This window comes from Halomonas sp. TH-94, assembly GCF_057473365.1.
In genome coordinates this window covers 173515-199090 of sequence record NZ_JBYCKL010000034.1, presented here as the reverse complement: position 1 = coordinate 199090, position 25576 = coordinate 173515, and the positions used below count along the sequence as shown (strand labels likewise).

General features: G+C 62.6%; 44 protein-coding genes. 32 read left to right on the top strand and 12 right to left on the bottom strand.

What is annotated here, in order from left to right; genetic code table 11:
- Window positions 1-117 precede the first annotated feature (117 nt).
- From AC2VNO_RS06745 to AC2VNO_RS06695, 11 genes are all read right to left on the bottom strand, one after another.
- Window positions 118-864, bottom strand: coding sequence for a hypothetical protein (locus tag AC2VNO_RS06745; RefSeq protein ID WP_486933410.1), 747 nt, complete (start codon window positions 862-864; stop codon window positions 118-120).
- Window positions 861-1799, bottom strand: coding sequence for a recombination-associated protein RdgC (locus AC2VNO_RS06740; protein ID WP_486933409.1), 939 nt, complete (start codon window positions 1797-1799; stop codon window positions 861-863). The genes AC2VNO_RS06745 and AC2VNO_RS06740 overlap by 4 nt, the downstream gene beginning before the upstream one ends.
- 2 nt (window positions 1800-1801) lie before the next feature.
- Entirely contained in the window at window positions 1802-2104 is a 303-nt protein-coding gene (locus AC2VNO_RS06735) for a hypothetical protein (protein ID WP_486933408.1), read from the bottom strand.
- A gap of 1 nt (window position 2105) precedes the next feature.
- Window positions 2106-2417, bottom strand: coding sequence for a hypothetical protein (locus AC2VNO_RS06730; protein ID WP_486933407.1), 312 nt, complete (start codon window positions 2415-2417; stop codon window positions 2106-2108).
- A gap of 10 nt (window positions 2418-2427) precedes the next feature.
- The gene (locus tag AC2VNO_RS06725) at window positions 2428-2748 is read right to left on the bottom strand and encodes a hypothetical protein (RefSeq protein ID WP_486933406.1); all 321 of its coding nucleotides are present in this window, start codon (window positions 2746-2748) and stop codon (window positions 2428-2430) included.
- Window positions 2745-3206, bottom strand: coding sequence for a hypothetical protein (locus tag AC2VNO_RS06720; RefSeq protein WP_486933405.1), 462 nt, complete (start codon window positions 3204-3206; stop codon window positions 2745-2747). Before AC2VNO_RS06720 ends, AC2VNO_RS06725 begins: the two co-directional genes overlap by 4 nt.
- Window positions 3203-3550 (bottom strand): hypothetical protein, encoded by a 348-nt coding sequence (locus AC2VNO_RS06715; RefSeq protein WP_486933404.1) that lies wholly within the window; start codon window positions 3548-3550, stop codon window positions 3203-3205. Before AC2VNO_RS06715 ends, AC2VNO_RS06720 begins: the two co-directional genes overlap by 4 nt.
- Window positions 3551-3560: 10 nt before the next feature.
- Window positions 3561-3773 carry a hypothetical protein gene (locus AC2VNO_RS06710; RefSeq protein ID WP_486933403.1) on the bottom strand — a complete coding sequence of 71 codons (213 nt, stop codon included), beginning with the start codon at window positions 3771-3773 and terminating at the stop codon, window positions 3561-3563.
- Window positions 3774-3776: 3 nt separating this feature from the next.
- On the bottom strand, window positions 3777-4094 hold the full coding sequence (locus AC2VNO_RS06705) for a response regulator transcription factor (RefSeq protein WP_486933402.1): 318 nt from the start codon (window positions 4092-4094) through the stop codon (window positions 3777-3779).
- Window positions 4095-4762: 668 nt separating this feature from the next.
- Window positions 4763-5008: a CCDC90 family protein gene (locus AC2VNO_RS06700; RefSeq protein WP_486933401.1), complete on the bottom strand. Its 246-nt coding sequence runs from the start codon at window positions 5006-5008 to the stop codon at window positions 4763-4765.
- A gap of 409 nt (window positions 5009-5417) precedes the next feature.
- Window positions 5418-5915, bottom strand: coding sequence for a helix-turn-helix domain-containing protein (locus AC2VNO_RS06695; protein ID WP_486933400.1), 498 nt, complete (start codon window positions 5913-5915; stop codon window positions 5418-5420).
- Between the two features lie 472 nt (window positions 5916-6387).
- Between AC2VNO_RS06695 and AC2VNO_RS06690 the strand changes: the two genes are divergently transcribed.
- Window positions 6388-6690, top strand: a complete 303-nt coding sequence (locus AC2VNO_RS06690) for a hypothetical protein (RefSeq protein ID WP_486933399.1) — start codon at window positions 6388-6390, stop codon at window positions 6688-6690.
- Window positions 6690-6983 carry a hypothetical protein gene (locus AC2VNO_RS06685; RefSeq protein WP_486933398.1) on the top strand — a complete coding sequence of 98 codons (294 nt, stop codon included), beginning with the start codon at window positions 6690-6692 and terminating at the stop codon, window positions 6981-6983. The genes AC2VNO_RS06690 and AC2VNO_RS06685 overlap by 1 nt, the downstream gene beginning before the upstream one ends.
- On the opposite strand, the gene AC2VNO_RS06680 is transcribed toward AC2VNO_RS06685, so the two are convergent.
- Complete coding sequence (locus tag AC2VNO_RS06680) at window positions 6962-7243, bottom strand: hypothetical protein (protein ID WP_234250546.1); 282 nt, start codon at window positions 7241-7243, stop codon at window positions 6962-6964. The genes AC2VNO_RS06685 and AC2VNO_RS06680 overlap by 22 nt on opposite strands.
- Window positions 7244-7323: 80 nt before the next feature.
- On the opposite strand from AC2VNO_RS06680, the gene AC2VNO_RS06675 reads away from it, so the two are divergent.
- The 30 genes from AC2VNO_RS06675 (at window position 7324) to AC2VNO_RS06530 (ending at window position 25563) form a co-directional block, all read left to right on the top strand.
- On the top strand, window positions 7324-8265 hold the full coding sequence (locus AC2VNO_RS06675; RefSeq protein WP_486933397.1) for a DnaT-like ssDNA-binding domain-containing protein: 942 nt from the start codon (window positions 7324-7326) through the stop codon (window positions 8263-8265).
- Entirely contained in the window at window positions 8189-8902 is a 714-nt protein-coding gene (locus AC2VNO_RS06670) for a replication protein P (protein WP_486933396.1), read from the top strand. Before AC2VNO_RS06675 ends, AC2VNO_RS06670 begins: the two co-directional genes overlap by 77 nt.
- Window positions 8903-8904: 2 nt before the next feature.
- Entirely contained in the window at window positions 8905-9648 is a 744-nt protein-coding gene (locus AC2VNO_RS06665; protein ID WP_486933395.1) for a phage antirepressor KilAC domain-containing protein, read from the top strand.
- The gene (locus tag AC2VNO_RS06660) at window positions 9645-9953 is read left to right on the top strand and encodes a hypothetical protein (RefSeq protein ID WP_486933394.1); all 309 of its coding nucleotides are present in this window, start codon (window positions 9645-9647) and stop codon (window positions 9951-9953) included. Before AC2VNO_RS06665 ends, AC2VNO_RS06660 begins: the two co-directional genes overlap by 4 nt.
- A 28-nt stretch (window positions 9954-9981) precedes the next feature.
- Window positions 9982-10878: a phosphoesterase gene (locus AC2VNO_RS06655; RefSeq protein WP_486933393.1), complete on the top strand. Its 897-nt coding sequence runs from the start codon at window positions 9982-9984 to the stop codon at window positions 10876-10878.
- Window positions 10871-11155, top strand: a complete 285-nt coding sequence (locus AC2VNO_RS06650) for a hypothetical protein (RefSeq protein ID WP_486933392.1) — start codon at window positions 10871-10873, stop codon at window positions 11153-11155. The genes AC2VNO_RS06655 and AC2VNO_RS06650 overlap by 8 nt, the downstream gene beginning before the upstream one ends.
- A complete protein-coding gene (locus AC2VNO_RS06645) occupies window positions 11152-11403 on the top strand; it encodes a hypothetical protein (protein WP_486933391.1) in 252 nt (83 codons plus the stop codon). Before AC2VNO_RS06650 ends, AC2VNO_RS06645 begins: the two co-directional genes overlap by 4 nt.
- The gene (locus tag AC2VNO_RS06640) at window positions 11400-11969 is read left to right on the top strand and encodes a PDDEXK family nuclease (RefSeq protein ID WP_486933390.1); all 570 of its coding nucleotides are present in this window, start codon (window positions 11400-11402) and stop codon (window positions 11967-11969) included. Before AC2VNO_RS06645 ends, AC2VNO_RS06640 begins: the two co-directional genes overlap by 4 nt.
- 13 nt (window positions 11970-11982) lie before the next feature.
- Window positions 11983-12588, top strand: coding sequence for a hypothetical protein (locus AC2VNO_RS06635; protein ID WP_486933389.1), 606 nt, complete (start codon window positions 11983-11985; stop codon window positions 12586-12588).
- Window positions 12589-12858: 270 nt separating this feature from the next.
- Entirely contained in the window at window positions 12859-13347 is a 489-nt protein-coding gene (locus AC2VNO_RS06630; RefSeq protein WP_486933388.1) for an N-acetylmuramoyl-L-alanine amidase, read from the top strand.
- A 41-nt stretch (window positions 13348-13388) separates the two neighbouring features.
- Entirely contained in the window at window positions 13389-13706 is a 318-nt protein-coding gene (locus tag AC2VNO_RS06625) for a hypothetical protein (protein ID WP_486933387.1), read from the top strand.
- Complete coding sequence (locus tag AC2VNO_RS06620; protein WP_486933386.1) at window positions 13706-14101, top strand: hypothetical protein; 396 nt, start codon at window positions 13706-13708, stop codon at window positions 14099-14101. Before AC2VNO_RS06625 ends, AC2VNO_RS06620 begins: the two co-directional genes overlap by 1 nt.
- 2 nt (window positions 14102-14103) lie before the next feature.
- Window positions 14104-14496, top strand: a complete 393-nt coding sequence (locus tag AC2VNO_RS06615; RefSeq protein ID WP_486933385.1) for a DUF1353 domain-containing protein — start codon at window positions 14104-14106, stop codon at window positions 14494-14496.
- 70 nt (window positions 14497-14566) lie between these two features.
- The gene (locus AC2VNO_RS06610) at window positions 14567-14740 is read left to right on the top strand and encodes a hypothetical protein (protein ID WP_486933384.1); all 174 of its coding nucleotides are present in this window, start codon (window positions 14567-14569) and stop codon (window positions 14738-14740) included.
- The gene (locus tag AC2VNO_RS06605; RefSeq protein ID WP_486933383.1) at window positions 14731-15093 is read left to right on the top strand and encodes an HNH endonuclease; all 363 of its coding nucleotides are present in this window, start codon (window positions 14731-14733) and stop codon (window positions 15091-15093) included. The genes AC2VNO_RS06610 and AC2VNO_RS06605 overlap by 10 nt, the downstream gene beginning before the upstream one ends.
- Before the next feature lie 105 nt (window positions 15094-15198).
- The gene (locus AC2VNO_RS06600) at window positions 15199-15663 is read left to right on the top strand and encodes a P27 family phage terminase small subunit (protein WP_486933382.1); all 465 of its coding nucleotides are present in this window, start codon (window positions 15199-15201) and stop codon (window positions 15661-15663) included.
- A 2-nt stretch (window positions 15664-15665) separates the two neighbouring features.
- Window positions 15666-17387, top strand: a complete 1722-nt coding sequence (locus AC2VNO_RS06595; RefSeq protein ID WP_486933381.1) for a terminase large subunit — start codon at window positions 15666-15668, stop codon at window positions 17385-17387.
- Window positions 17387-18676: a phage portal protein gene (locus AC2VNO_RS06590; RefSeq protein ID WP_486933380.1), complete on the top strand. Its 1290-nt coding sequence runs from the start codon at window positions 17387-17389 to the stop codon at window positions 18674-18676. Before AC2VNO_RS06595 ends, AC2VNO_RS06590 begins: the two co-directional genes overlap by 1 nt.
- 16 nt (window positions 18677-18692) lie before the next feature.
- Window positions 18693-19574, top strand: coding sequence for a head maturation protease, ClpP-related (locus AC2VNO_RS06585; RefSeq protein WP_486933379.1), 882 nt, complete (start codon window positions 18693-18695; stop codon window positions 19572-19574).
- A complete protein-coding gene (locus AC2VNO_RS06580; protein ID WP_486933378.1) occupies window positions 19567-20796 on the top strand; it encodes a phage major capsid protein in 1230 nt (409 codons plus the stop codon). Before AC2VNO_RS06585 ends, AC2VNO_RS06580 begins: the two co-directional genes overlap by 8 nt.
- Window positions 20797-20858: 62 nt before the next feature.
- A complete protein-coding gene (locus tag AC2VNO_RS06575) occupies window positions 20859-21068 on the top strand; it encodes a DUF7210 family protein (RefSeq protein WP_486933377.1) in 210 nt (69 codons plus the stop codon).
- Window positions 21069-21095: 27 nt separating this feature from the next.
- Window positions 21096-21422, top strand: a complete 327-nt coding sequence (locus AC2VNO_RS06570) for a head-tail connector protein (RefSeq protein WP_486933376.1) — start codon at window positions 21096-21098, stop codon at window positions 21420-21422.
- Window positions 21419-21754, top strand: a complete 336-nt coding sequence (locus tag AC2VNO_RS06565) for a phage head closure protein (protein ID WP_486933375.1) — start codon at window positions 21419-21421, stop codon at window positions 21752-21754. Before AC2VNO_RS06570 ends, AC2VNO_RS06565 begins: the two co-directional genes overlap by 4 nt.
- On the top strand, window positions 21741-22193 hold the full coding sequence (locus AC2VNO_RS06560; protein WP_486933374.1) for an HK97-gp10 family putative phage morphogenesis protein: 453 nt from the start codon (window positions 21741-21743) through the stop codon (window positions 22191-22193). Before AC2VNO_RS06565 ends, AC2VNO_RS06560 begins: the two co-directional genes overlap by 14 nt.
- A complete protein-coding gene (locus tag AC2VNO_RS06555) occupies window positions 22190-22921 on the top strand; it encodes a hypothetical protein (RefSeq protein WP_486933373.1) in 732 nt (243 codons plus the stop codon). Before AC2VNO_RS06560 ends, AC2VNO_RS06555 begins: the two co-directional genes overlap by 4 nt.
- A 16-nt stretch (window positions 22922-22937) precedes the next feature.
- Window positions 22938-23111, top strand: coding sequence for a hypothetical protein (locus tag AC2VNO_RS06550; RefSeq protein ID WP_486933372.1), 174 nt, complete (start codon window positions 22938-22940; stop codon window positions 23109-23111).
- Between the two features lies 1 nt (window position 23112).
- Complete coding sequence (locus AC2VNO_RS06545; RefSeq protein WP_486933371.1) at window positions 23113-24057, top strand: phage tail tube protein; 945 nt, start codon at window positions 23113-23115, stop codon at window positions 24055-24057.
- Window positions 24058-24122: 65 nt separating this feature from the next.
- Window positions 24123-24467, top strand: a complete 345-nt coding sequence (locus AC2VNO_RS06540; protein WP_486933370.1) for a hypothetical protein — start codon at window positions 24123-24125, stop codon at window positions 24465-24467.
- A 35-nt stretch (window positions 24468-24502) separates the two neighbouring features.
- Window positions 24503-24796 carry a DUF1799 domain-containing protein gene (locus AC2VNO_RS06535; RefSeq protein ID WP_486933369.1) on the top strand — a complete coding sequence of 98 codons (294 nt, stop codon included), beginning with the start codon at window positions 24503-24505 and terminating at the stop codon, window positions 24794-24796.
- 146 nt (window positions 24797-24942) lie between these two features.
- Entirely contained in the window at window positions 24943-25563 is a 621-nt protein-coding gene (locus tag AC2VNO_RS06530) for a hypothetical protein (RefSeq protein ID WP_486933368.1), read from the top strand.
- Window positions 25564-25576: the final 13 nt, after the last annotated feature.

The window sequence follows — 25576 nt, the reverse complement described above, 5'->3', positions numbered from 1 at the left end:
GCGCCCGGCTGCAGGGCGGGCCGTCACCAGCTGCTGGCGTTTGGCTCGTTGTCCACCTGGCACAGGCCAGCGATACCGGTGGGCGAGGCTCTGCTGAGGGCAGAGCGACCGAGAGTGTTAGTCGTAGCCGGGGTAGGAGAAGTCGTCGGGATCGCAGTCGAGGATCAGCTTGGCCTCGCCGTAGTAGAGGGCGATGACGAGCTTGTCGTACTTGCTGCGCCAGACGCCCATACGCTTGCCCATCACGTCGCCGTCGAGCTTGGCGGCATAAACCCGGGCTACTTGGTAGCCACCATGGTTCGGGTCGTTGTCGACCTCTATTCGGGCCGCCAAGTTATTGTCGAGTGCGTATTTGCTGCGGGTGGAATACCGCGAGGCATCATCAGGATCCTTATCGAAGTAGAGGTGGAAGAAGGAGCCCTCTTCCTCGCAAACCACTCTGGGACACTCCCAGCCGTTCTCCGTGGCCTCTTCGGCATGGTCCTCAATGAACGCCTCGAGCAGCTCCTTGAGGCTGATCGCTTCGGGAATTTCGAAGTCCTTTAGGACCTCTTCGACGCTCTCCTGTGCGCGGCGTACCATGTCGGCTGCGACGCCGGAGCCTTCCCACTTCTCGCGGATCGCGTTTGCGACCAGGTTGTTGTAGCGAGTGAGTCCCATCATGTCGTCGATGTTGCCGGGCATGGCGGCCTTGATGGCTTCCTCGACGGCCTTGCCCATGTCGCCATAGGTGCGGAAGGCGTTGTCGATCACGCTCTTGAACATCTTCTCGACGTGCTCGTCGATGATCTCCTTAGGCTTGTCGCTCTGGACGAAGGTGGAGATCTGCTGGTGGAGAAGCTGCTCGAGTGTTTGCTGAGTCATTGGTGAGATCCTTCAGTAAGGTTGTGGTGGTTCGCCTCGCCACCCATCCAGCTGATAAGCGAGTCGATGCTGGCGCCCAGGGCTCGGGTCATGAGCAGGAAGTCGGCCTCGAGGCGCACTACGGCGTCGCCGTCGTCCTCGGTTTCGCTGGCCTCGTCGATCAGGGCGTCAGCGAACCGGATTCCCTTGATGGCCAGGTCGTCGTGGAGCACGAAGCTCATTTGCCCTTCGATCTCTAGGGCGAGCTGGCTGGCCTGGCGGCCGGTGGCGAGCAGCTGCTGCATGTCGTCGCTGTCGAGGTCCACCTGGCGGCCACGCACTACGCCGTCGTCATACTTGTCCTCGAGCTCCACCTTGTCGCCCAGTAGCAGCGGGGCGGGGCGGCTGGCGTCGTCGGTGAGCCACTGCGTCATGGCGCGCATGGGTAGGGTCTGGGTAGCCAGCGGCGTGACCTTCAGGCTGCCCAGCGTCTCGCGCAGCAGGTCGAGCACTTCCTCGGCACGCTTGCGGCTGGACGTGTTGATGGCGATGAGGCTGCGGGTGGTGTCCCACCACACGTCGATGCGCTGGCGCTTGATGTGCGACTGAGGCAGCAGCTCCTCGTAGACCTGCACCTTGAGCTCCTGCTTTTCCTGACGGCGCAGCTTGCGGCATTCGCGCTGCTCGATCTCGGCGGCACGCTCTTCGACTTCCTCGCGAACTACCGAGGCGGGCAGGATGCGCTCCTGGCGTAGCATGGTGAGCAGCCGGTGACCTTGCAGGTCGTGGTGCAGTGGCTCGCCAACGATTCCAGTTGGAAAAGTCCAGCCGACGCGGCGCGCTTCCTGGGTGCCGATCGAGCGAGCGCCATTCTCGAACAGGGCCGCTTCAAGAGCCCCGGCATCGAGCTGGGGCTGGGCGTGCAGGCGGTAAAGGTAAAGATTCTTGAACCACATGATTATTCCTCCTCCGCGCTGTCCCGGTCGGTAATCCGGACTGGGAACTCACCCATGTACCAAAGCGCTATCTCGATGCCTGTGATGAAACCCTTGTGAAGGTCCGTGCCTTGCTCAAACTGCGGGGCATCTTCGTCATCACCGAAGCGAATGACCGTGTCCTTATGTGTCAGCACTGTTTGCAGTTGGTCGCGCCGATGGTTGAAGTGCTCCTGTGCGAGGATCAGCACCTTGGCGGCATCATCACTGACGGCGCCGGATTCAACCTTCTCCGCCATCTCGGCGAACGCTTCTTGAAAATTCATATCAGCACTCCTGCCAAACGGTTGTCTCAACGGGCTTGCCGCGACGTGTTACCTGAACCTTCACAGGGCGCCTGATGTGCAGCCCTCGGCACCTTCCGGCGCGTTGAGCGAATGCAATGAACTCCCGGCAGAACTGCGGTGCGTCGTAGATCGGCGATATGGGCGCCTGACGCTTGCTGTCGAGGATCTTGTCGGCTCGCTGCTTGACGCGCTCTTCCCATTCCGACGCCGGCTCGTCCGGCTTGGGGGGGGTGAGTCTCCAAGCCATGCGGAACGCTTCACTCTCAGTCATGCCGTAAACACGGAAGCTCATCTCGACCTCCTCAGAACTGGCCCAGCTGGCGCTGGGGCTGGTGGCTGGCAGGAAACGCGCTGGGGCTGGCGACCTGGTAGGCCGGCAGGGCCGGGCGCATGCCGGGGCACTGCTCGGCGGCCTTGTTCTCGTAGTCGGGCTGGCCGGCACGCTCATTGAGCGGCACGCCGCGGGCCTCTTCGGCAGCCCAGATGGCGGCGTCCTTGCAGTACTGCTGGTGGCTTACCTGCTCGATCTTGGCGTCCATGCGGGTGACCCAGCCGATAGCGGCGATCAGTGCGGCCACGGTGGTGATGGCCAGGGCGGTGGTGAATACGCTGCGCGGTGTCATGCGGTGGCTCCCTGTGCTGACGCCAGGTTGGCGTGATTGCGTGGGTAGAGGGTGACGCTGCCGTTGTTGTGCAGTTGCTCAAGCATCCAGCTCAGCCAACCGATGGCCTGCGCCTCGGTCCAGTGCGGCTCGGCGGCGATGATCACCACCAGCTCCCCGGTGCTCGGCACGTAGAAGGCGGGGCGATAGCCGGCCCTCGGCGAGCCGTGTACGGCCTCGCTCGCCAGCAGTTGGGTTTCCAGATCGGTGATGCCGTGCCGCTCGGCGTGTTTACGCCAGGCGGGCACCAGGTCGCGCACCGGGTAGGTGAAGACGGTGCCGTGGTCGTATTTGCCCGCCTCTCGGTACATGTCGTCATCCCCCAGGAAGTCGCGGTCGTAGTCGCCGGCGACTTTGCAGGCGGCGAAGACGAAGGCGAGCAGAGACAGGTAGGCGGTGATACCGATAAGCCAGATCATGAGCGGGGCTCCTGGGCTTGCTTTTTGCGCAGATCCGAGAGCGCCCATGAACAGGCTTCATCAGCAGACAGCCCTTGACCCGCTGCGAGCGGCGCTTCTGAGTCAGGCTTTTCCTTCAGCCAGGCCACCCAGTCGGTTGTTCTGGTCCTCGCCAGTTCCACGTAGAGGAACGGATAACGACCAATGAGCGCTTCTGCTTCCTCGACGAACTCAAACATGGCGGCGTGTCCTTCTGCGGCGGCGTATCTCATCAGTCGCGCCTCGAGGTAGGCCACCCGCGCCCGCAGCTGCTCGACGATGGCGCTGGGCTGGCGCCGCTCGGTGGTGTGCTTGATCTCGGTCATGTCGTGCTCCTCAGCGCAGGCGAATGAAGGTGCCGAACGTCTTTACGATGCAGTCGCGGGCTTCCATGGAGACGACGGCCCCTTGCTTGGCACTGCGCACGGTGAGCAGCACCTGTAGGTCGCCTTTCTGGCTCAGCGCCTGGCGGGCGAGGGTGGCCATGCGCGGCCCCTTGAGTTCGTCGGCCATCTGGGAGAGGGCCTGCTCGACGGTGGTAACAGCCATGGCTTACACCTCCCGACGCAGTTGGGTTTGGGTGCGCTGGATACGGATACGGGCGGTATTGCGCAGTTGGTCGTCGCCGCTGGCGAACACCACGCCGAGCGCCAGCGTCAGCACCATGACGGGAACCGGATTGATCCAGCCGGCGCTGATGGCCTTGGCGACCAGGTGGGCGGCGTTGCGAGCGCCGACACGGTCGCAGGCAAGAATGATGTGTCTACGTACAGTCGCGACTGAGCGGTGCATGGCCTCTCCGCACTGCTCGGCTGTGTTGCCCTGGGCGAGCAGAGAGACGACTTGCTGTTGGCGTTTTGTCAGGCTCATGGCTGTGCCTCGATACGTGTTTTATACGAAAATACGTAGATGCACGTACTAAGTCAAGCAAGAGGCGTAAAAAGTAGACGCAAAAAAACCGGCGCGTGGCCGGTTCTTGGAATAAGGATGCTCAGTGGGATGGCGGGAGATCAACGTAGGAAGCGTTATCTGCGCAGCTGGCGAGCGCCCTACGCACGGCCTCCGAAGCGCCCTGTGCAGGATGAAGCTGATGCTGGGTATTGTCAGCCTGCTCGGACAGTTGTGAGGAGGTTTTGCTGTCCGCGATGCGCTGCTGTTCAGTCGTCATTTTTCTTTGCCCCATGGCCGTTCCCTGTATATCAATACAGTATAATGGAAGAGTAGGTTTGGCCACCCCTCAGGGGCTCGGTCATGGTACTTGTTGGGCAAGGTGTGCTGTTGGTCAAAAAAACGCCAGTTGCTCGCGCTATTCGCTTCATGATCTGCCTCGTGTGGACGGTTGGCTCATCACCCATTCTCCACAGTTTTCGATTTATGCAAGCCCGTGCTGGCCATCGATGTGGTCTTGAGTATGCGATTGCATAATCGGCAACCTGTGGTAGGGCCCACTGGCAGATAGGGGAGCGACTGACGCTAACTGGAGGGCAATACAAAAAAACCCGCCTCGGTGGGCGGGTTCGGCTGCTGGCGTGGGAGTGTTAGGCGGATGGCAGCAGGCGCAGAATGGCAAAGACGAGGGCGCCGGCGGCCAGGATCGTGCCGACACTCCACTGGATCATGCTGGATTTTGTGTCTGAAAGCTCTGCTTTAGTGGCCAGGTTGGCAAGTCGATGGTCGATGCCTTCGAACTTGGCATCGAGCTTACCCTCAATGCGGGCAAGCGTGACCTTGATGTCGCCAACATCACGCTCCAGATGTTCTACTCGCGCTTCCAGGTTATTCATCGGCGGTTCGCCTCCCGAGCCTCCATGAGAACCATTAGCCGTGTCTAAAAAGTGCACATTACTCACTAGATCGATCCTTGGCTTTCTTCCATTCTACGACACGTTGCGCTGAGAAGGTTCGGCAACAGCCACAATTCATGCAAAATAATGCGTATAGCGATGCGAAGCCGCCTGAGTGCCGGGGCGGATGATCCACCACCAGGCGGAACAAATACAGCGGAGCTTCGGGCCCATCGGCTTGAACTAGCACGTCCTCCTTGCCGCATTCGGGGCATGCCAAGGTGGCCCCCTTATCCTGCAGAAAGTCCGCTAGGTCGGTCCCTTTAAGGGATCGCATGGCTTCTTCTAATGGATCGGGCATACGGGTCCTTGTCGATAGGCCTGCGATACGGCCATACAGCTATACAGTTCAGCGCCCCTGCGAATCGGTGCTGGGGCTGCCGGCCTGCTCAAGCTCCCGCTGCTTCATGCGCTTGTAGAGGGAGCCGATTACCATCTCGTCGGGTTGCTTGTCCTGGAGAAGCGCAAGAGCAAGGTCGCACAGCTCGACAACCAGGGAGGGTGCGGCGTTCGGGTTCAGGTCAGTAACGACGCTATCCACCAGCTCTACCATTTTCGCCCTTAACGACGCCTCGTCCGCCGGGGTGCGCGGCGTGGGGTCATCTGTATAGCCCGCGAGAAAGCCCACGCTGACCCCGTAGAGGTTCGCCAACTTTGCCAGTGTTGCCATGGGGATAGGGGCTCTACCAGCCTTCCAGTCGGATACGTACTGAGGAGACTGGTCGGCATCAATGCCGATCAGCTTGGAGATGCCGCGCTCCTTGTGGTGATTGTGATGGTCCTGCGCGGCTTTCTTCACCCTATCCCAGACCAGCTCTCGGCTCGGTTCTGTCGGCTGATTGCCCATCGATCCAGTGCTCCTGCATTGGAAGCAAAATATACGGTTTACACCGTAGTTTATCGGCAAAAGCCGTTATTGTAATTGAGCTGATTTCTGCAATTCCTTGCGTTAGTACTGTAATCTACGTATCTTGCTCCGTGTGACTGTACATTGAGCGCGAGGTACCAGATGCCTACCACCCTTCAGCATGCTCCTTTTTCTGAGGAGCAAGACCAAATTCCCCTTCGCCCGGTAACTCTTCGAGATGTGCTGATCGATTGCGGTGGGCCGGTCGCAGTTGCCGAGGCGCTTTCGCTAGCGCGAACCACTGTATACGACTGGTCCCGAAAGGGACGAGTGCCTGATTCAGACCTGCTCGAGGTCGGAGGCACCACATACAGCGAGACGATCGCTCACATGCAGAAAACTTTGAAGCTCTCTCCCAGCGCCATCCGGAAGCTGGGCCGGCGCCTGTAGCCCGCCAGGGGGAGGAACCGCCATGAATGCACCACTGCCAACCGTGGCCCTACGCAATACCCAGCCGGGCCCGGACAAAGACCTGATCGACAAGGCGACCCGACTGGCGTTCCTGGTCGAAGCCGCCGAGCGCCGGGAGCGCAAGGCCAGCCGAGACCGCCTGCTGGCGCTGATCGCTTATCACGAAACCATGGCCGAGCTGACGGCCCGCACCACGGCGTTCTGCACTGAAGCGCAGGTCCGTATCAACCGTGCCCGGGCCGATCACCTGGAGAAGGCCAAGGCGGCGAAGCAGGAGCTGGCGCAGCTCGAAGGGGGAAGGTGATGTTCGTTTTTCTGAAGCGCTTGCGCTCCATGCGGGCGCTGGCCAAGGCCGGGCGAGGCGAAGAACTGGATCGCGTTCTCTTGGCGATAGATCAGGGTGCGCAGTTCAAGGGAGCGAGCGGCGTGATGCTGCTCGAGCTGGCAAAAGACCAAGGCTGGAACGAGCACTGGATGACTCGTGAAGGACGCCAAGCATTGTCCGATGACCTGCTTGGGCAGTTGTACGCGAAGAAGGTGTCGCGCTACATCCGCGACACCCGCAACGAGCCAGTTCAGAAAGGGCTGGAGCGCTGATGCACGTTCTTGACCAAGTCGTTGAGAGCCGCCTCGACGTTGGCCCACTCATCGCTTTGGAGGAGTCCATCGACTTCGTGAAGCGCTTCGAGTCGGGTGTCCCCATAGACCGGGGCGTGACCAATGCCGACGGTACCTCTTATCCAGTCCTCGGCGGGGTTTCCGGTGCTTGCCAGTGCCTGCTCAATGGCTTCCAGCCTGCCCAGAATTTCTGCCTGCATCACCAGGACGGTTCTCAACATCTTCTCGGTTTCGGCCATGTCGTTGCTCCATTGGGTTGTGTGGAAGCTCCTAATGTAACGGGTGACGGCATGGCCGCCTATTTGCGCGGGGGTGGCTGATGCAGTTCTCGGTCACGATTAACCAGGTGAAGGCGCAGGCATGGGGTCTCAACGCTCAACAGGCCTTGTTGTTCGCCTGGTTGTACGAGGTGCCCAGCTGGGCGGACTCCCGGCAGATCGACGGCCACGTGTACTTCAACGTGGCGAAAACCAAGATCGTGGCCGAGCTGCCGCTGCTGACGGACAAGCCCGATACCGCATACCGACTCATGAAGCAGTTGGCCAAAGCCGGCCTGATAGCCATGGCCAGCTGCGACAACAAGACGTACATGCGCCTGCTTCCCAAGGCCCGTTCCTGGAACCGTGATGCTGCCCCCAAAGGGTCGGAAAAAAATCCGACCCCCGGTAACGAAGAGGCAGGGTCGGAAAAAAATCCGACCTCGGAAAATTCTCCGAACAGGGTCGGAAAAATCTCCGAGGTAGGGTCGGAAAAATCTCCGACGAATCAGGGTACCAATGATCAGACCCCCTCTCTCTCTGACGCGAGCGCGAACGAGCCGAACGTCTTCGAGCGAGCAGCCCAGCAAACCGACGATGGCCAACCGGTAGCGAGCACTCAGCGCCAGCAGCCGATGACCCTCGACTGGGAGCCGGACCTGGCTGTCTGGCAGCGCGCCTGCTTCGACCGAGGCATGGCGCCCGATGCCGACGTCAGCGAAGCCCTGATCGACTTCCGCGAACATTTCGCCGCCCAGCCCGGGCGCACCCTCACGCACGCCGACTGGACCCGCCGGTTCAACCGGTGGGTGTACGAGAACCTGAAGCGCCAGCAAGCCCAAGCCGCCACCACCGGAGGTGCCACCCATGCAAACCGCCGAGAGCGTACTCCTGCGCGCCGTCTCACCGCAGCAGAGGCGCGTGAACGTGACCGAATCGCCCGAGCAGGTGGCGGGCAGCCTGGCGACGTGTTCCCAGGCGAATACACCGCCCGGACTCGTTGAGGACGACATGGACCTGGTGTTCGACGCCATGGGCTCGCTGTTCGGGGCCAAGTTCAGCTCCCAGTGGGGCAGCTACGACGCCAACGGCACCTGGCTGGCCGAGCTATCGCACCTGAGCCGCCAGCACCTCGAGTTGGGTATCCACCGCCTGCGCCAGCAGGTGCGCGAGGCGGCCCGCTCCGGCGACGAGGCATGGCCGCCGCAGCCGGTGGCATTCGCTGCCCTGTGCGAGCCGCGCCCCGAGGACGTGGGCCTGCCTGACGTAGCGCTGGCCTGGCGCGAGGTGTGCGACCACGCCCACGAGCCCCGCCAGCACGCCTGGAGCCATGAGGCGGTACGGATGGCTGGCGCCGCGGTGGGCTGGTGGGATCTGCGCCACGTCGCGCCCAGCCGGGTCGCTCGCCTGGAGAAGCGTTTCGGCCGAGAGTACACCGCCCTGATCAACCGGGTGATGGCTGGTGAGGACCTGACCCCGCGCCAGCTGCTCGAGCACGACGGCAACCGCAGCCGGGCCGAACTGGCAGAGCGGGCAGGACGTGAGGCTGCACAGCAACGTGCCGAGGCTGCTGGCCTGCCGCACGCAATGAACGCCGACCAGGGGCTGCGTAGTCTCCGGGCGGCCCTCAAAGGAGCCTGAGCATGAACCAGATGATTCGGCACCAGCAGCCCCAGACCATGAGCAGCCGCGAGATTGCGGAGCTGACCGGCAAGCGTCACGACCACGTCATTCGCGATATTCGCGCCATGATCGAGGCGCTAGGGGATTCCCCAGATTTGGGGAATCTCCGAGAGGAGAAGGATGCGCGAGGGTTCACCGCCTGTTTCCACCTCGACCGCTACTACTCCGAAGTGCTGGTGACCGGCTACGACGTGAACCGCCGAGCCGCTGTCATTCGCCGCTGGATGCAACTTGAGCAGCAGGCCCGCCAGCCTGTCGACCCCATGCAGGTGCTCAGCGATCCGGCAGCCATGCGTGGACTGTTGCTCACCTACACCGAAAAGGTGCTGGCGCTGGAGCATGAGCTGGAAGAGCAGGCGCCCAAGGTGGCCGCTCACCAGCGCATCGCCAACACCGAGGGCGCCCTCTGCTTGCGCGAGGCCGCCAAGACTCTGCAGGTCAGCCCTTCCTTCCTGATCGATTACATGCTGGAGCGTCGTTGGCTGTACCGGGTGGGCACTAAGGGTCGACTGCAGGCCTTCCAGCCCCGCCTCGATCGCGGCCAACTGCGACATAAGGCAAACCGCGACGGCCATCTTCCGCAGGTGCTTGTCACCATGAAGGGGTTGGCCCGCCTGGGTGAGCTGATCGCGCAGGAAGAGAGTCGTGGCCAGGTGATTCACGCTCATTTCGGTGCCTATCAGCGCCAGGAGGCCTTGCTGTGAAGCCCGTGGATATTGAAGGCGCCATCCTCGTAGCCCTGCGCCGTGTCGCCATGGCCGGTGACCCGCAGCCCATGACCATCCCCGCCCTGGTCAAGCGCCTGTCCACGGCCGAGCAAGAGGGTCCGGGCTGGCGCCAGGTGGCCAACGCCGTACAACGCTTGGAGCGCCAGGGCCTGATCTACATCGCCGGAGAGGAAGAGGTCGGCGAGGTGATGCAGCCCGCATATCAACTTACCAATGCTGGTGAGCCGCTCGCTGCCCAGGCGAATCTCGCCGCCCAGGCGCGTGAGGTGGCATATGACTGAGCCAACCATCCATAACGAGGAGAAGGGAATGCACAAGCCGATCTGCATCTATCACGGTAACTGCGCTGACGGGTTCGGTGCTGCCTGGGTGGTTCGCTTTGCTCTGCGCGAGAACGTCGAGTTCCACGCCGGCCATTACGGCAACCCGCCGCCCGACGTGACCGGCCGCGACGTGATCATGGTGGATTTCTCCTACAAGCGGGCTGTGCTGCAGGCGATGGCGCTCGCCGCGCGTTCCATCCTGGTGCTGGACCACCACAAGAGCGCTGCCGAGGATCTGGCCGGTTTCCCGAAACCACATCGGTCCTTTGCCGAACACATGGCGGCCCGACATTTTGATGTCGAGGAATATGACGGTGCCATCTGGGCGCTCTTCGACATGGATCGCTCTGGCGCAGGCATGGCATGGGACTTCTTCTTCCCCGGCCAGCAGCGCCCGGCCCTCATCAACCACATCGAGGATCGCGACCTCTGGCGCTTCAAGCTGGACGGTACCCGCGAGATCCAGGCAGCCGTGTTCAGCTACCCCTACGACTTTGGGGTCTGGGATGACTTGCTCAGCCAGCACCTGGCTAGCCTGCGCAAAGAGGGCGAGGCCATTGAGCGCAAGCACCACAAGGACGTGGCCGAACTGGTGAAGGTCTGCCAGCGCCGCATGGTGATCGCTGGCTTCGATGTGCCTGCCGCCAGTCTTCCCTACATCTATTCGAGCGATGCCGGCCACCTGATGGCCCAGGGCGAGCCGTTCGCCGCCTGCTACTGGGATACAGCGGAGGGCCGGGTATTCAGCCTGCGCAGCTCGGACGAGGGCGAGGACGTCTCTGCCATCGCCTCGCAGTTCGGTGGCGGTGGGCATCGCAATGCCGCCGGGTTCCGGGTTGGCCCGGATCATGAGCTGGCGCGCCAGTGGGTGGCTCGTGACTGAGCACGTCAAGGGCGGCCCCCTGGCGCGCCAAGCCGCCATGCTCTGCGAGCTGCCGACGTTCGGCCTCTACCTGGACCAGCGCCGCCGCTGGCGAGAGTCCCTGACTCACTCGCAGCTGCCTGACGGCACCCACAGCCCGCAGGATGCCGCCGACGCGATACGCAAGGCCTGTGGTGTGGCCAGCCGTGCCCAGCTGGACCACAACGAGATGGCTGGCGCGATGTTCAAGCGGATTTTGAGCGACTTCGGCAACTGGAAGAGGAGAGAGGGCCTGTGAAGTGCATCTGCATCTACTGCGGTCACGAGACCCACTATGGCGACCAAGGCGGCCCTACCTGGCAGGAAGCTCACCAGTTGATGGTCAAGCACGACCAGCGGTGCCCCCAGAACCCGCTCGTGCAGGAGCTTTCGCGCCTTCGTTCAGAGGTCAGGGCAGCCCGCAACACGATCGGCGACAGCGTGACCGGGCCTGCTGGGCTGACCGCAGTGTCGATATTGGAGCAAGCGCTGCGGGGTGAGGCATGACCTTGCGCGTGCAAGCCACCGCCGGCAAGCCGCGGCGGAAGCGCAGCCTGAAGAAGGATGGTACGCCCAGGGCCAAGCCGGTGGACTGGGAGGGCAACGAGCAGGCGGTGGTGATCCGTTGGCTGCTGGGCGAGAAGATGCGCGGCACTGAGGTTGGGCAGCTCTACGACCACATCTATCACGTGCCGAACGGTGGCCAGCGCCACAAGGCCACGGCCGCGGCTCTCAAGCGCCAGGGCGTCAAGGCTGGCGTCAGTGATCTTCCTGTTCGCCAGGCCCGCGGCGGCTGGCATGGCCTTTACTTGGAGTTCAAGGCTACCCCGCCCAAGGATGCCGCGCTGGCGCCCAGTCAAAGGGAGTGGCTCGAGGGGAGTGAATACGAGGGCTATTGCGCTGTGCTGGCGCGTGGCTACGAAGAGGCAAAGGCAGTGCTGAGGGAATACGCCAGTTGGCCGCGCACCCAGGTGGTGGGCGACCGGCTGGCGCTGCAGAACGGTACCGAGTGGCGGACAGGGGGAGAGGGCGATGGGGATGGCTGCACTGGCACTGACGACACAGCGGACTGAGCGAGGGGCAACTGTGGCGGATCTTGAGCGTATGGGTATCTGGCGGCTGCGTGAGATTGCACGGCAGACGCATCCGGAGCACGTGGACGAAGCCGCGCGGGTTTTTGTGCGGCGCGTACTCGAAATGGAAGCCGAGCGCCGCACACTGTACGAAGACCACGAGCGCCTGCAGGGCTACCACAGCCACAGCCCGATGGCGCCTGGGTTCGCGCCAGGCGGTACCGATATTGCCCGGGAGCCGTTGGCGGCGCTGTACGATCGGGGCATCCGGTACCACGAGGACCACGAAGCCGCGCGGCGCTGGATCGCCGCGGCGAGGCTCTCGCCCAGGAAGCTGCTTGCGGTGCTGATCCAGGCGCGCAAGCTGGACAGGCGCGTACCGGGAGAGTGGGGTGCTCACTACGACGACATTGCCCGGTTTATCCAGCACTACGCCAAGCGGCTAGGATTCAGCGTGTCGGGACACGTATTCGACTGCATCGGACAGGATGATCAGGGGCGCCCGCAGCTCAGATCGACACGGACGGTGAGGGCGTTCAGCAACGGCCAGGCGATCAAGGATGCAGCCAAGTCAGGCAAGGCCGAGTTGATCCTTCAGGCGAAGGCGGGAATTCTCTAATACAGCACATGTTGTGCTTTCTCCACGGTAGATGTACAGTGCTGGTAGCTTGGCGATGTTGCCGCCAGCCGCCAGACACAATGAAGCCCTGCCGATCCCGGCGGGGCTTCTCCGTTTATGCCGCCTGACGTTCCCCCTTCCCCAGCGTCAACAGGGCGGCGCCCAACACGTCATCAGCGTGTTCCCCTGCCATGGATGGCCCTTTTCCGTGATGGCACCGCCTGGTGTCTTTGCCCCACGTGCGGGGCCTTTCTCTTCTGAGGTGACGCCATGCGTTACATCACCCTGCATTGCGCGGCCACGCCGGCGCGGATGGATATTGGCGTTGCCGAGATTCGGCGCTGGCATCTGGAGCGGGGCTTCAAGGACGTTGGCTACCACTACGTTATCAGGCGTGACGGCACCCTGGAGCGCGGTAGGCCTGAGCATGTCACCGGCGCCCATGTGGGCGGGCACAACACCGGCAACCTTGGCATCTGCCTGGTTGGTGGTGTGGCAGACGATGCCAAGACGCCGCAGAACAACTACACGCAAGCGCAGTGGGACACGCTCCGCGAGTTGCTGACTGACCTGCATAAGCGGTACCCGGAAGCAATCATCATGGGGCACAACGGTTTCCCTGGGCACGAGAGTCGCGGCTGTCCCTGTTTCGATTGGCGCTCCTATCGCGATGCACTTCACAACGAATATTGGGCGGATAAAGCCCCAGAGTGGCATGGCCACTGGATCGAAGAAATCGACGCAGTAGAGGCCGGATAGGCCCGCTGAACTCCATGTACGCAGACCCACCAGGAGGCGGGATGTCTGAGGAAAATCCCGATACCGCCGTGAGGAAGAAGCCGATCATGGAGCGCCACTTTCAGAGTTTCCTGCTCTCAATTGTCACGCTGCTCGTGGGCTGGCAGGGCTTTACAACCTTCGAGCTCAGCAAGGCGGGCGCCCGGCAGGATGAGCGAATTCTGCACCTGACCCAGCAAGTCGCCGAGATCCACCGCGAGCTGAGAGAGCAGCGCGACAACAACGTTTCGCTCACTGAGTTCGAGCGGCGAATGGGCGAGCACCAGCGCGAGATTCACAGCATCCGTGACCGGGTGCGCACCCTCGAGGAACGGAGATGATGAGAACTCACACTGTCCTGATAACCCTGCTGCTGTCTGTGCTTGTGCTCACTGCCTGCGCGGTCAGCCCCCAGCTGCCGTATCAGTACGCCACGCTCAAGCTGATTGAGCGAGACGCGGTCACCGCCGGTGCGGTCATGGATCGCGTCGAGCGCGTGCAGGCATTGCTCGACAACGAGCACGAGCTGTCGGTGATCGATCTTGATCAGCAGGTGAAACAGATCGCGGGCTACTCGGCCCTGCCGGCAAGCGACCGGCTGTTGATCGACGCCTTGATTGGCGACCTGAGTCACGACCTGGGCATTGCCATCGACTCACCTCTGACCGATGAGCACCGGGAGCGATTGCGGTTGCGCCTGGAGTGGATCGCCCAAGCAGCGGCCATGGCTGACTGACCATGCCGCGCTTCGAGACACAGCCCACCATCACCAGGGTGCCCGGGCCATACCCGTGGCGCCTCGAGGCTGATCTCATCTACCACAGCGACATCGTGGGAAGGATTGTAGTGCCTGCCGGCTATTGCACCGACTTCGCCTCGGTGCCTCGGCTGCCGGTTGTGTACTGGTGGACAGGCGGCCGCGCCGTGCTGCCCGCCATCATTCACGACTACCTGTACGACTGCTGGACCAAGCGCATCACCCGCAAGGAAGCCGACCGGGTATTCCTCGAGGCCATGACCAGCCACCGCGACCCCAGGCGCTGGGCGACACGTCAGGCCATGTACTGGGGTGTGCGCGTAGGGGGCGGTCGGCCATGGCGGCGAGACTCTACCGACAAGTGCGTGGGCTGACGGCCCGCGTCTGGTTCGTTGCCCTGATCCTGCTTTGGGTGATTGGTCTGATCTACTTCGAGGTGCTGGCATGGATGAATCCATTGAAAGACTGGTCGCTGCGCTCGAGGCGCAGACGTCAGCAATGAACAGCCTGGCCGAGAGCAACCGTCAGCTGGTGGACTACCTGATCGCTCACGAGGCTGACGAGATAGACGAGGAGCGCCAGCCCGAGCAGTACCTGGACGGCACCCCATGCCGCTAAGGACAGCCAAGCCATGCCGCGACCGGCTGTGCAACCGCACGACGCGGGAGCGGCACGGCTACTGCGAGGAGCACGCCGACCAGGCCAAGAGCTGGACGCGAGGCCGGGCAGGCAGGGGCAGAGGTGGACGCCCGTGGCGCCGACTGCGTGCCGCGGTGCTGGAGCGTGATCGATACCTGTGCCAACCCTGCCACCGGCAGGGCCAGGCAGCACCAGCTACCGAGGTTGACCACATCGTGCCAGAGGCCGAGGGCGGCCCCACGGTGGCGAGCAACCTCGAAGCCATATGCGGGCCATGCCATAAGGCGAAGACGCAGCGAGAGGCGCTGAGGACTCGCCCTGCCCCGGACTGACACCCGGGGGCGGGTCAAATCTCTGGAGGCCTCGCCAGCGGACACCGCGCCTTCAGTCACTTTTTTTTACGCGAGAAATAACGAAGAAAATCCCAGGGGGCCCGGATGACGAATGCTGCACCGGTGCGGGCCTCGGGTGGGGGGCGAAAGCCGAAGACCTCGAACCAGCACAAAAGCTCACTGACCCGCATCGCGCCGCCGGATGAGCTGATCGACGAAACGGCGGTTCGGCTCTGGAAGACCCAGTCGAAGATCCTGATCCAGCGCGGAACATTCGAACTCGAGGATGCGCCGCTGCTGGTCGCCTACTGCAACAGCTTCGCCCTGATGCTCAAGGCCGAACTCAAGATCACCGACTGGGCGGCAGACGATGGCGGCATGGTCGTGAACACGGCCGACGGCAGCATCAAGAAGTCGCCCTACGTCAACGTGCGCAACGACTGCATCGCTCAACTGACCCGCACCGGCTCGCTGCTGGGGCTGGATCCGCTCACGCGCCTGCGCATGCTCGGTGCCGGTTCCGGCGGCGACGATGGAAATAACGAGGGCAATGAATTCGACGAGTTCTGACCATGGCCGCCTACCCGAACGTCAACGCGGCGCAGAAGTACGCGCGCGACGTTGTCGGCGGCCGGATCGTCGCCTGCAGCTACGTGAAGGCGGCCTGCGCTCGACACCTCAATGACCTGAAGGCCAGCAAGGCCAAGAGCTATCCATACCGGTTCGACCGCGACAAGGCCGAGCGGGTATGCAGGTTCGTGCAGCTGCTGCCCCACACCAAGGGCGAGTGGGCCCGGGGCAATCAGCGCATCGTGCTGGAGCCCTGGCAGCTGTTCAGCTTCGCCATGGTGTACGGCTGGGTCCGCAAGAAGGACGGATTTCGCCGGTTCCGCGAGGTGTACGAGGAAGTCCCGCGGAAGAACGGCAAGTCGATCAAGGTGGCTGGCGCTGGGCTCTACGCCTTCTGTGCCGACAACGAATATGGCGCCGAGGTCTACTGCGGCGCGACCAGCGAGAAACAGGCCTGGGAGGTGTTCCGTCCGGCGCTGAAGATGGCCCGCAAGCTGCCCAATCTGCGCAAGCGGTTCGGCATCGTGCCGTGGGCCAAGAAGCTCGAACGCACCGACGGCTCTGTATTCGAGCCGGTCATTGGTGACCCGGGCGACGGCAGCTCGCCATCGATGTCCATCGTTGACGAATACCACGAGCACCCCGACTCGCGGCTCTACGACACGATGATCACCGGCATGGGTGCCCGCTCACAGCCGCTGCTGTGGGTGATCACCACCGCCGGCTTTGACATCGCCGGGCCCTGCTACGAGATGCGCGAACGCGCGGTCGAGATGCTGGAAGGTACCAGCGTCGATGACGAGCTGTTCGCGATCATCTACACGATCGACAAGGGCGACGACTGGACCAGCGACGAGGCCATCCTCAAGGCGAACCCCAACGCCGGCGTCTCGGTCAAGCTGGACTATCTGCGCTCCCAGCGCGACAAGGCCGTTGCCAGGGCGCGCCTCGCCAACAAGTACAAGACGAAGCACCTCAACATCTGGGTTACCAGCAAAGAGGGCTTCTTCAACATGGAGGACTGGGCGGCCTGCGAGGATCGCTCGCTGAGCATCGACCAGTTCAGAGGCGAAGACTGTTACCTGGCGTTCGACCTTGCTCGCAAGCTGGACATGAACAGCATGGCCCGGCTGTTCGTGCGGCAGATCGAAGGCAAGGCCCATTACTACAGTGTCGGCCCCCGCTTCTGGGTGCCGGAGGATACGGCATTCGATGGCGAAGACCGGCGGCTCAGCGAACGCTACCAGGGCTGGATCGAGTCGAAACACCTCGACGCGACTGACGGCAGCGAGATCGATTACCGCGAAATCCTCGAGTGCGCGAAAGAGGCGAACCTCGAGACGCCGGCGAGAGAGGCGCCCATCGACCCGCACGGCGCCACGAACCTTTCGCACCACCTGGACGACGAGGGCGTTAACCCGATCACCACCGTCCAGAACTACACCAACATGAGCGACCCGATGAAAGAGCTCGAGGCGGCCATCGTCGCTGGGCGATTCCATCACGACGGCAATCCGATCATGACCTGGTGTATCGGCAACGTGGTCGGTAAGTACTTGCCGGGCAACGACGACGTGGTGAGGCCCATCAAACAGGGCAGCCACAACAAAATAGACGGTGCGGTAGCGCTGATCATGGCCATCGGCCGCGCCATGGCGTCCGCCCAGGTGGGTGATGACGGCCTCGATGGATTCGTAGACAACCCGATTATGGTGGGCATCTGATGTCGAAAGCGAAACCCGGTCGCGTCAGGTCGGCCCTGTTGAACTGGCTCGGCGTCCCGATCAGCCTCACTACCGGCGAGTTCTGGGCCGAATGGCACGGCCAGTCCTCAAGCGGCAAGTCGGTATCGGTGGACAACACCATGCAGCTGTCTGCTGCCTGGGCCTGTGTGCGCCTGCTCTCAGAGACGATCTCCACCCTGCCGATTCGGCTTTACGAGCGTCAGGCTGATGGCTCGAGGGTACCTGCCACCCAGCACCCGATGTATCGCATGATTACTCGGCGGCCGAATGCCGAGATGACCACGGCCCGGTTCCTGCTGATGATCGTGGCCAGCCTGTGCCTGTGGGGAAACGCTTTCGTCGAAAAGCGCCGGGTCGGTCAGCGTGTCGTCGCCTTGGTGCCGCTGCTGCCCCAGAAGATGGGCGTGAAGCGCCTGGAGAGTGGCCGCCTCGAGTACAAATACACCGAGAACGGCAAGCCTCGCTTGATCGCCGAGAAGGACATCATGCACATCCGCGGCTTCGGCCTCGATGGGGTGTGCGGCATGCTCCCGGTCAGCACTGGCCGCGACGTCTTCGGCGGCGCCATGTCAGCCGACGAGGCCGCCTACAAGGTGTTTGCCCAGGGCATGCAGGCGTCAGGCATCCTCAGCGCGGATAGCACGCTGAAAGAGGAGCAGCGGGAGCGCCTGCGCAAGAACCTGGAACGGTTCATGGGCTCGAAGAATGCCGGCAAGGTGATGGTGGCCGAGGCCGGCATGAAGTACCAGAGCATCACCATGAACCCCGAAGCGGCCCAGATGCTGGAGACGCGGGCATTCAGCGTCGAGGAGATCTGTCGCTGGTTCCGAGTGCCGCCGTTCATGGTCGGCCACATGGATAAGCAATCCAGCTGGGCATCCAGCGTGGAAGGCATGAACCTGCAGTTCCTGACCAACACCCTACGCCCGATCCTAGAGAACATCGAACAGGAGATCGACCGCTGCCTGCTCGAGGATGACGAGCGCTACTACGTCGAGTTCAGCGTCGAGGGGCTGCTGCGCGCCGACAGCGCCGGCCGCGCGGCGTACCTCTCGCAGATGACGCAGAACGGCCTGATGACACGCAACGAGGGCCGCCGCCTGGAGAACCTGCCCGAGAAGGAAGGCGGCGACCAGCTCACCGTGCAATCGAACCTGGTGCCCCTGGAGCAACTGGGCGAGGCGACAGGCAACGATGGCGAGCGCGCCCGCGCCGCCTTGAGGCACTGGCTCGGCGAGCCTGACCCGAACCAAAAAGACCCTTCCTGACCTTCGGAGCAAACCGATGACGATCAAGAATCTTCCGGCCGCGCCGGAGGCACGCCCGCGCCAGGGCATGCAGTGCGAACTCTCACCCCGCGCCATGGAGCGCTGGAACCCGGGCCTGTACGCCGCCACGGATGACAGCGACAACACCATCACCATCTACGACCCCATTGGGGCCGACTACTTCGGTGATGGTGTAACGGCCAAGCGCATTGCTGGCGCCCTGCGTTCGATCGGCTCGGGCGACGTGATCGTCAACATCAACAGCCCCGGCGGCGATGTATTCGAGGGCCTGGCGATCTACAACCTGCTCCGCGAGCACAAGGGCAAGGTCACCGTGAAGGTGATGGGGCTGGCGGCCAGCGCCGCCTCGTTCATTGCCATGGCCGGCGACGAGATCCAGATTGGCCGCGCCGCGTTCTTCATGGTGCACAACGCCTGGGTGCTGGCCATGGGCAACCGCAACGACCTGAGGGAGGTCGCTGACTGGCTGGAGCCCTTCGACCAGACCATTGCCGACATCTACGCCGCACGCACCGGCATCCCCATCGATGAGGTCAAGTCGTCCATGGATGACGAGCTCTGGATCGGTGGCGCGGAAGCCGTCGACCTGGGCTGGGCAGATTCTCTGCTGCCTTCCGACGAGGTGCGCGAGAGCGCGAACGCCCGCACGGACAGCAAGCTGGCGGCTCGCAAGATGGATGTTGCCATGGCACGCGCCGGCATCTCCCGCAGCGAGCGCCGCTCCCTCATGCAAGCTTTCAAGTCCGACACGCCGAGCGCTGTCGGCAACGGTACGCCAGGCGCTACCGACCACGAGGCCGCTACGGCCGAAGCCTACGCCGACTTCGAAAAGATGGTCGCGCAAATCATCCAGTCACCGGAGAACAGCCATGACTGACAAGACGAATGCACAGCTCCTGGCGGACGCAACCAAGGCCCTGGAGAAGGTCCAGAGCGAGCTGAGCCAGAAGGCCGAGAATGCCCTGAAGGAAGCGCAGAACAGCGGTCAGCTCTCGGCGGAAACCAAAGAGGCCGTTGACCGCCTGCTGACCACTCAGAACGGCCTGCAGGAATCGGTCAACACCCTGAAGGCCAGCCTGGGCGAACTCGAGCAGGAATACGCCCGCATGCCGATCAACCGCGCCCAGAATGCCGCGAAGACCGCCGGCCAACTGGTCGCCGAGTCCGACAAGCTCAAGGCCTTCGCCTCGAGCGTGGAAGGCGGCAAGCGGATCAACGTCTCGGTGCCCCGCGCCGCGCTGACCAGCGCCGACGTTGCCGAAGGCGTGGTAGAGCCGCAGCGCCTGCCTGGTATCGACGTGATGCCCAAGCAGCGCCTGTTCATCCGCGACCTGATCGCATCTGGCCGCACCGGCTCACCGGCGATCTTCTGGGTGCAGCAGACTGGCTTCACCAACAACGCCTCAGTGGTGGGCGAGAACCCGGAAGGTGGTAAGCCCTACAGCGACATTGAGTTCGCCACCAAGATCACCCCGGTGCAGACCATCGCGCACATGTTCAAGGCGTCCAAGCAGATCCTGGACGACATGGCACAGCTGCAGTCCATGGTCGATGCCGAGCTCCGCTACGGCCTGAAGTACGTCGAGGAGCAGGAGATCCTGTTCGGTGACGGCACCGGCAACCACCTGGAAGGGATCGTGCCGCAGGCCTCGACCTTCGCCGCGGCGTTCAGCGTGGAGAGCCAGACCGGTATCGATGACCTGCGCCTGGCCATGCTGCAGGCGCAGCTGGCGCGGTTCCCGGCCAGCGGTCACGTGCTGCACTTCATCGACTGGGCCAAGATCGAGCTGACCAAGGACAGCCTGGGCCGCTACATCCTGGCCAACCCCTCGGCGCTCACCGGCCCGACCCTGTGGGGCCTGCCGGTGGTGGCCACCGAGGCCAACGCCTTCCAGGGCAAGTTCCTCACCGGTGCGTTCAGCGCTGGCGCTCAGATCTTCGATCGCGAAGACGCCAACGTGGTGGTCTCCACCGAGAACGCCGACGACTTCGAGAAGAACATGATCTCGATTCGTTGCGAGGAGCGGCTGGCGCTGGCGGTGAAGCGGCCCGAGGCCTTCGTCTACGGTGACTTCACCGTGCCGACCGGCGGCGATTGATCATCGCTGAAAGCCCACCACCGGGCCGCCCTCTCAGGCGGCCCGGCTTCGAGGATGTATCGATGAAGCTGACCCTGTCGAAACCGATCTACCACAAGGGCGCGGTTCTGATCTCCGGTACCGAGCTGGAAACCAATGACAGCCACGGCCGCGAACTGCTGCGCAAGGGCTACGCCACCCAGCCCCAGACCAAGCAGCCCCCGGCCGCCAAGACACCCAAGGCTGCAAAGGGTGGCAGCAAGGCCCAGGACGCCAAGGCCAACGACGAATAACCCCAGGCAGCGCAACCGGTACCGACCATGCTCGATCTCGAAATCATCAAACAGCACTGCCGCATCGAGCCCGACGAATCGGACGAGGATGCGCTGCTGGAAACCTACTCGAATGCCGCTCGCCGGTACGTCGAGAACTACACCGACCGGCCGCTCTACGAAACGCCCGAATCGGCCGAGGAATCCCCGCATGAGGAACCACTCGTGCTGGACGACGACATCACCACGGCGATGCTGCTGATGATCAGCCACTGGTACGCGAACCGTGAGGCGGTAGTGATCGGGTCGATTACCTCTGAGGTGCCGATGGCCGTTGAGTCGCTACTCCGCCCGCACAGGATCTACGGACTATGAGAGCCGGACGTCTCCGCCACCGGGTCACGCTCGAATGGTGGCAAGCCGGGCCACGCACTGACTCCGGGGCAACGCCGCCTGACTGGGTGCCTGGCGCCACTGTTTGGGCTGAGGTCGAGCAGCTACGCGGCCAGACGCTGTTCGCAGCACAAGCCGCCAGCGCAGAGACCACCGCGAGAATCCGGATGCGTTGGCGCCGCGAAGTCGCTGAAGCCACCGGCAAGACCCTGCGTATTCGTCACGGCGACGTGACCTATCAGGTTGAGGGCCGCCCGATTGACCTTGGTGGGAAGCGGGTAGAGCTCGAGGTGATGTGCCATGAGTGGGCATGACTGGCAGGTTCGTGGCGTTCACTTGCAGGAGATCCGCCGCGAGCTGAAACAGCTCGAGGAAAACCTGCAAGAGCGTGCCGTGCGTGCGGGCCTGGTGCAAGTAGCAGCCCCGGTCAAGCGCGAGGCCAAGCGTCTGGCGCCGACAGACAGCGGTGACATGGCCCGAGCAGTGGGTCATCTGAACCTTAACCGCCGACAGCGTACCCGTCTTGGCATGAAGGTCGGCACCGTCGGAATACTGGTAGGCACCAACCGTCGTATTAACGGCCGCTTTCAGGGACGCAAGGGCAGGTGGCAAGAGCACGGCACCGAGCGCATGGAAGCCAACCCTTTTCTGTGGCCAGCCATGCAGCGGCATAACACCGGTGCGGCTGGCAGGTTTTATCAGGGCCTGAGCCGATACCTCGATCGGCAGCGTCAACAAGGGAAGATCATATGATCGACCAGATCCTGGCGGCGCTGGCCGCCGCCGGCATCAGCGCTCAGCGCTCGAGCGATGCCGATCCCAGTCGCGCCGACACCGTACCCGGCCTGGTGGCGCTGGTGGACCCTGTAGTAGATGGAAAGCTGTGGCCGCTCAACCTGCCCAGCGATGCGCCTGAGCAGAACGGCGTCTACCAGATGGCCGCCATAGATGACATCGAAGTCGACGGCTACCGACTGGGCCGGGTAGACACCTATGTGCTCAGTCTGCGTAGCCCTACCTTCGATCCGCTACGCACGATGACCGACGCCCTAATTGCCAGGTTGGCAGAGCATGCCGGCATCGAGAGCTGGGACATCACCGACGCCGCCACCGACTACGAGTTCGACCAGAAGCAGTACCGGGCTCATTTCGAGTTGCAGTCGTCGAGCTTAGCTACGGCAGCGCCGGCCCTGCCAGCGGCATTCGTGCACCATGTCCAGGCCTCGGCCTCTCCCAATGCGCTGAGTACGTTTGATGTAAGGCAGACGGTAACAGAGCAATTGGTCATCGTGCTCATCGCCGACCAGGACGACCTGCAAGCGCATCGCCAGGCGTGCACCGATGCGCTGCTTGGTCTAGAAGACCCCCAAAATGCCGTAACACCGCTGGAGTATGCCGGCGGGCAACGGGTGGCTGTATCCGGCCGCCATGTCTACTGGCGCGAGCTTTACAGCTACCAGCGCCTCATTCGCAGCGCCTGACTACCCAGGAGGCCCCATGCCCAACCAAGGCGGTCGTTACGTCATCCGTAACGGCAAACGTGAGCTCGTGCACCGCACGAAGGAAGCCGCGCCCAAACAGCACTCGGCCAAGGCACCTGCCAAGGCCCAGCCCAAGCCCGCCGCCACGGCAGCGGAAAGCAAATCAGTAGAGGAGAAGGGCGATGCCTAGCATGAGCTGGCGCCGCCGCCTGGCGGTGGTGAAGATCGAAAGCGTGTACGGTGAGGCCGCGGCCAGTATGACCGACGGCACTATCCTGGAAGTGGTAATGCTCGACGCGGGCAACCCGTACGATGGCAACACGGTAGAGCGTGAGCGCATGCGCTACGGCTTTGGCGCCTTCGAGCAGATCAATACGGGGCCGTACGTGACTCGCCAGATTCGCGTGCCGTTCGCTGGTCACGGCACTAAGGGAGAGCCGCCTGCATACGGTCCGCTGCTGCGTGCATGCGCTATGTCCGAAACCATCGACGCGACTGAAGGCGAAGAGAAAGTTGTCTATCAGCCGGTCAGTGAGGGGCAGGAATCCGTCGAGGTCTGGTGGTTTGAGGATGGTCAGGCGCAGCAGATTCAGGGCGCTCGCGGCACCTGGAGCATGTCTGCCGATGCCCAGGGGCTGCCCTACATCGAGTTCACGATGACGGGTCTCTATAAGCGACCGGAGCTGATGCCCCAGGTTGAGGGCGAGCAAGCGGTTCAGGCCGGTGAAGTGCCCATCAACAAGCAGAACAGTCAGTTCAGCCTGTTCAATGTGGCGTCGCGTCTGCAATCCATGTCGCTCGATATGGGCAATCAGGTGGAGTACCGTAACCTCGTCAATTACGAGGGCGTGCACATCACCAATCGCCAGGCACAGGGCCAAATCAACATTGAGGCGCCCCGTCTCGACGAGAACAACATGTTCGAGAAGGTGGAGAGCCACCAGGGCACGACCACCGGACCAGTTGTCCTGACTCATGGCACCACCCCAGGCAATATTATTGAGGTGGCCGGTGGGCAGGTACAGCTGGCCAATATCTCGCCGCAGGATAACCAGGGCGTCATGCACTACCAGATGGATGCCCGCTTCCTGCCAACCGCCAGCGATGATAACGACTTCACGCTGACCTACATGTAACAGCTCCGCCGTGCCGCCCTTGGGCGGCACCGTAGTTCCTGTCCGACCGACACCAAGGAAACCTCATGACCTTCGTACTCAAGGCCATTCCCGATACCACCCTTGACGTGACCGTTCACGTGCCCGGCGAAGAAAAACCCAGCACCATTACCGCCACCTGGAAACTTCACAAGTGGGACCAGTTTCAGGATCGGGTCAAAACCATGCAGGCTGGTGACCTCAGTGATGAGGAGCTTGTCGAGCAAGACCTGATTGGCCTTGGCGGTATCAAGGACGAGAAGGGTGTCGATGTTCCGTACTCGAAGGATCTTGCTGCCCAGCTGCTGCAGCTCGGCTACGTTCGGCGCCCGCTGCTGGCCAGCTGGTTCGAAGCCCAAAACGGCCGCAGCAAGGCCGCGGCAAAAAACTAACCGCCGCCGGCCGGTGGTGGGCGGGAGCCGGTCGGGTGCAGGATCAGACCGCAGATGATGCCCGGCGCCTGGGCATCAAGCCTGCGCAGCCCGCCAAGCCGCAAGAATTCGAAGTATGGGAAGAGCATTGGGAGGCGTTACAGGTGTTCCTCGCCTGCCGCACTCAATGGCGCATTATCGCAGGGATGAGCGGGGCCCAGCACCAGGGGCTTGATTACCCGGCAGTAGAGAGCGTGATGCGCATGCGAGGTGTGGTCGACACCGGAAGAGTGCTCGAGCAGCTTCAGCATAGAGAATCAGGAGGGCTGGAAGGTCTGAGCGAAAAGTAGCCCCCCTCGTAACACTGAGTTACTCTCGATGTGTATTCATCGCAGGGGTAGCGGGCCTGGCGAAACCATCTGGGAGCTATGCGAAGGATACGGGGGCTTCGTGGAAGTTGGTCACGAAGGGGACAGGGTAAATCAAGGTAAGATTCATGACGATCAGGAAGCTGCCGGATCGGCATCGCTGGGAGGGCTGGGTTGCCCTGGCCTGGATTTTGGCTATTCTCGCCATCATCGTGGGCCTTTGGTTAATTGGCGTCCACGGCAAAATACAAGTTCCACGTGGCACTGATTTCCGCGGCAATGTTCAATGGGTGACAGAGTTAAATATTGTGGTGTGGGCTGCTGCCATCGGTCAGGCAGTTGGAGCTCTGATGCTGGCGGCCATCTTCAGCATGCTGAATAGCACTTACCAGAACTCGTGCGATATTTTGGCTGGCCAAGCAGGCATTGAAAGCTTGCCTGAAACATACCGGCCGGCCGGCGCGAGCCCAGACGAGCCAGACCTAAGTGAAACTGAGGTCGATAATGCTGACTATGGCGTGCCGGGCCTCACCGTCGTGTCGGTGCATCAAGTGTCGCCGCTGCGTGAGTTTGTAAAGCCGGGCTTTGCTTTATTGGCAGTAAATGGCAAGGGGGTGACTTCAGAGCTTGCAGCAGCTCAATCTTTGGTAAAAGGGAAAAACTATTTTACTTTCCGCGACGATCACTGGGGGCAGTTCAAAATCGAAGTAGAAATGCAGCCTGGTCCCTTGCATATACGCTTTACCTAGATAGCCACTCATC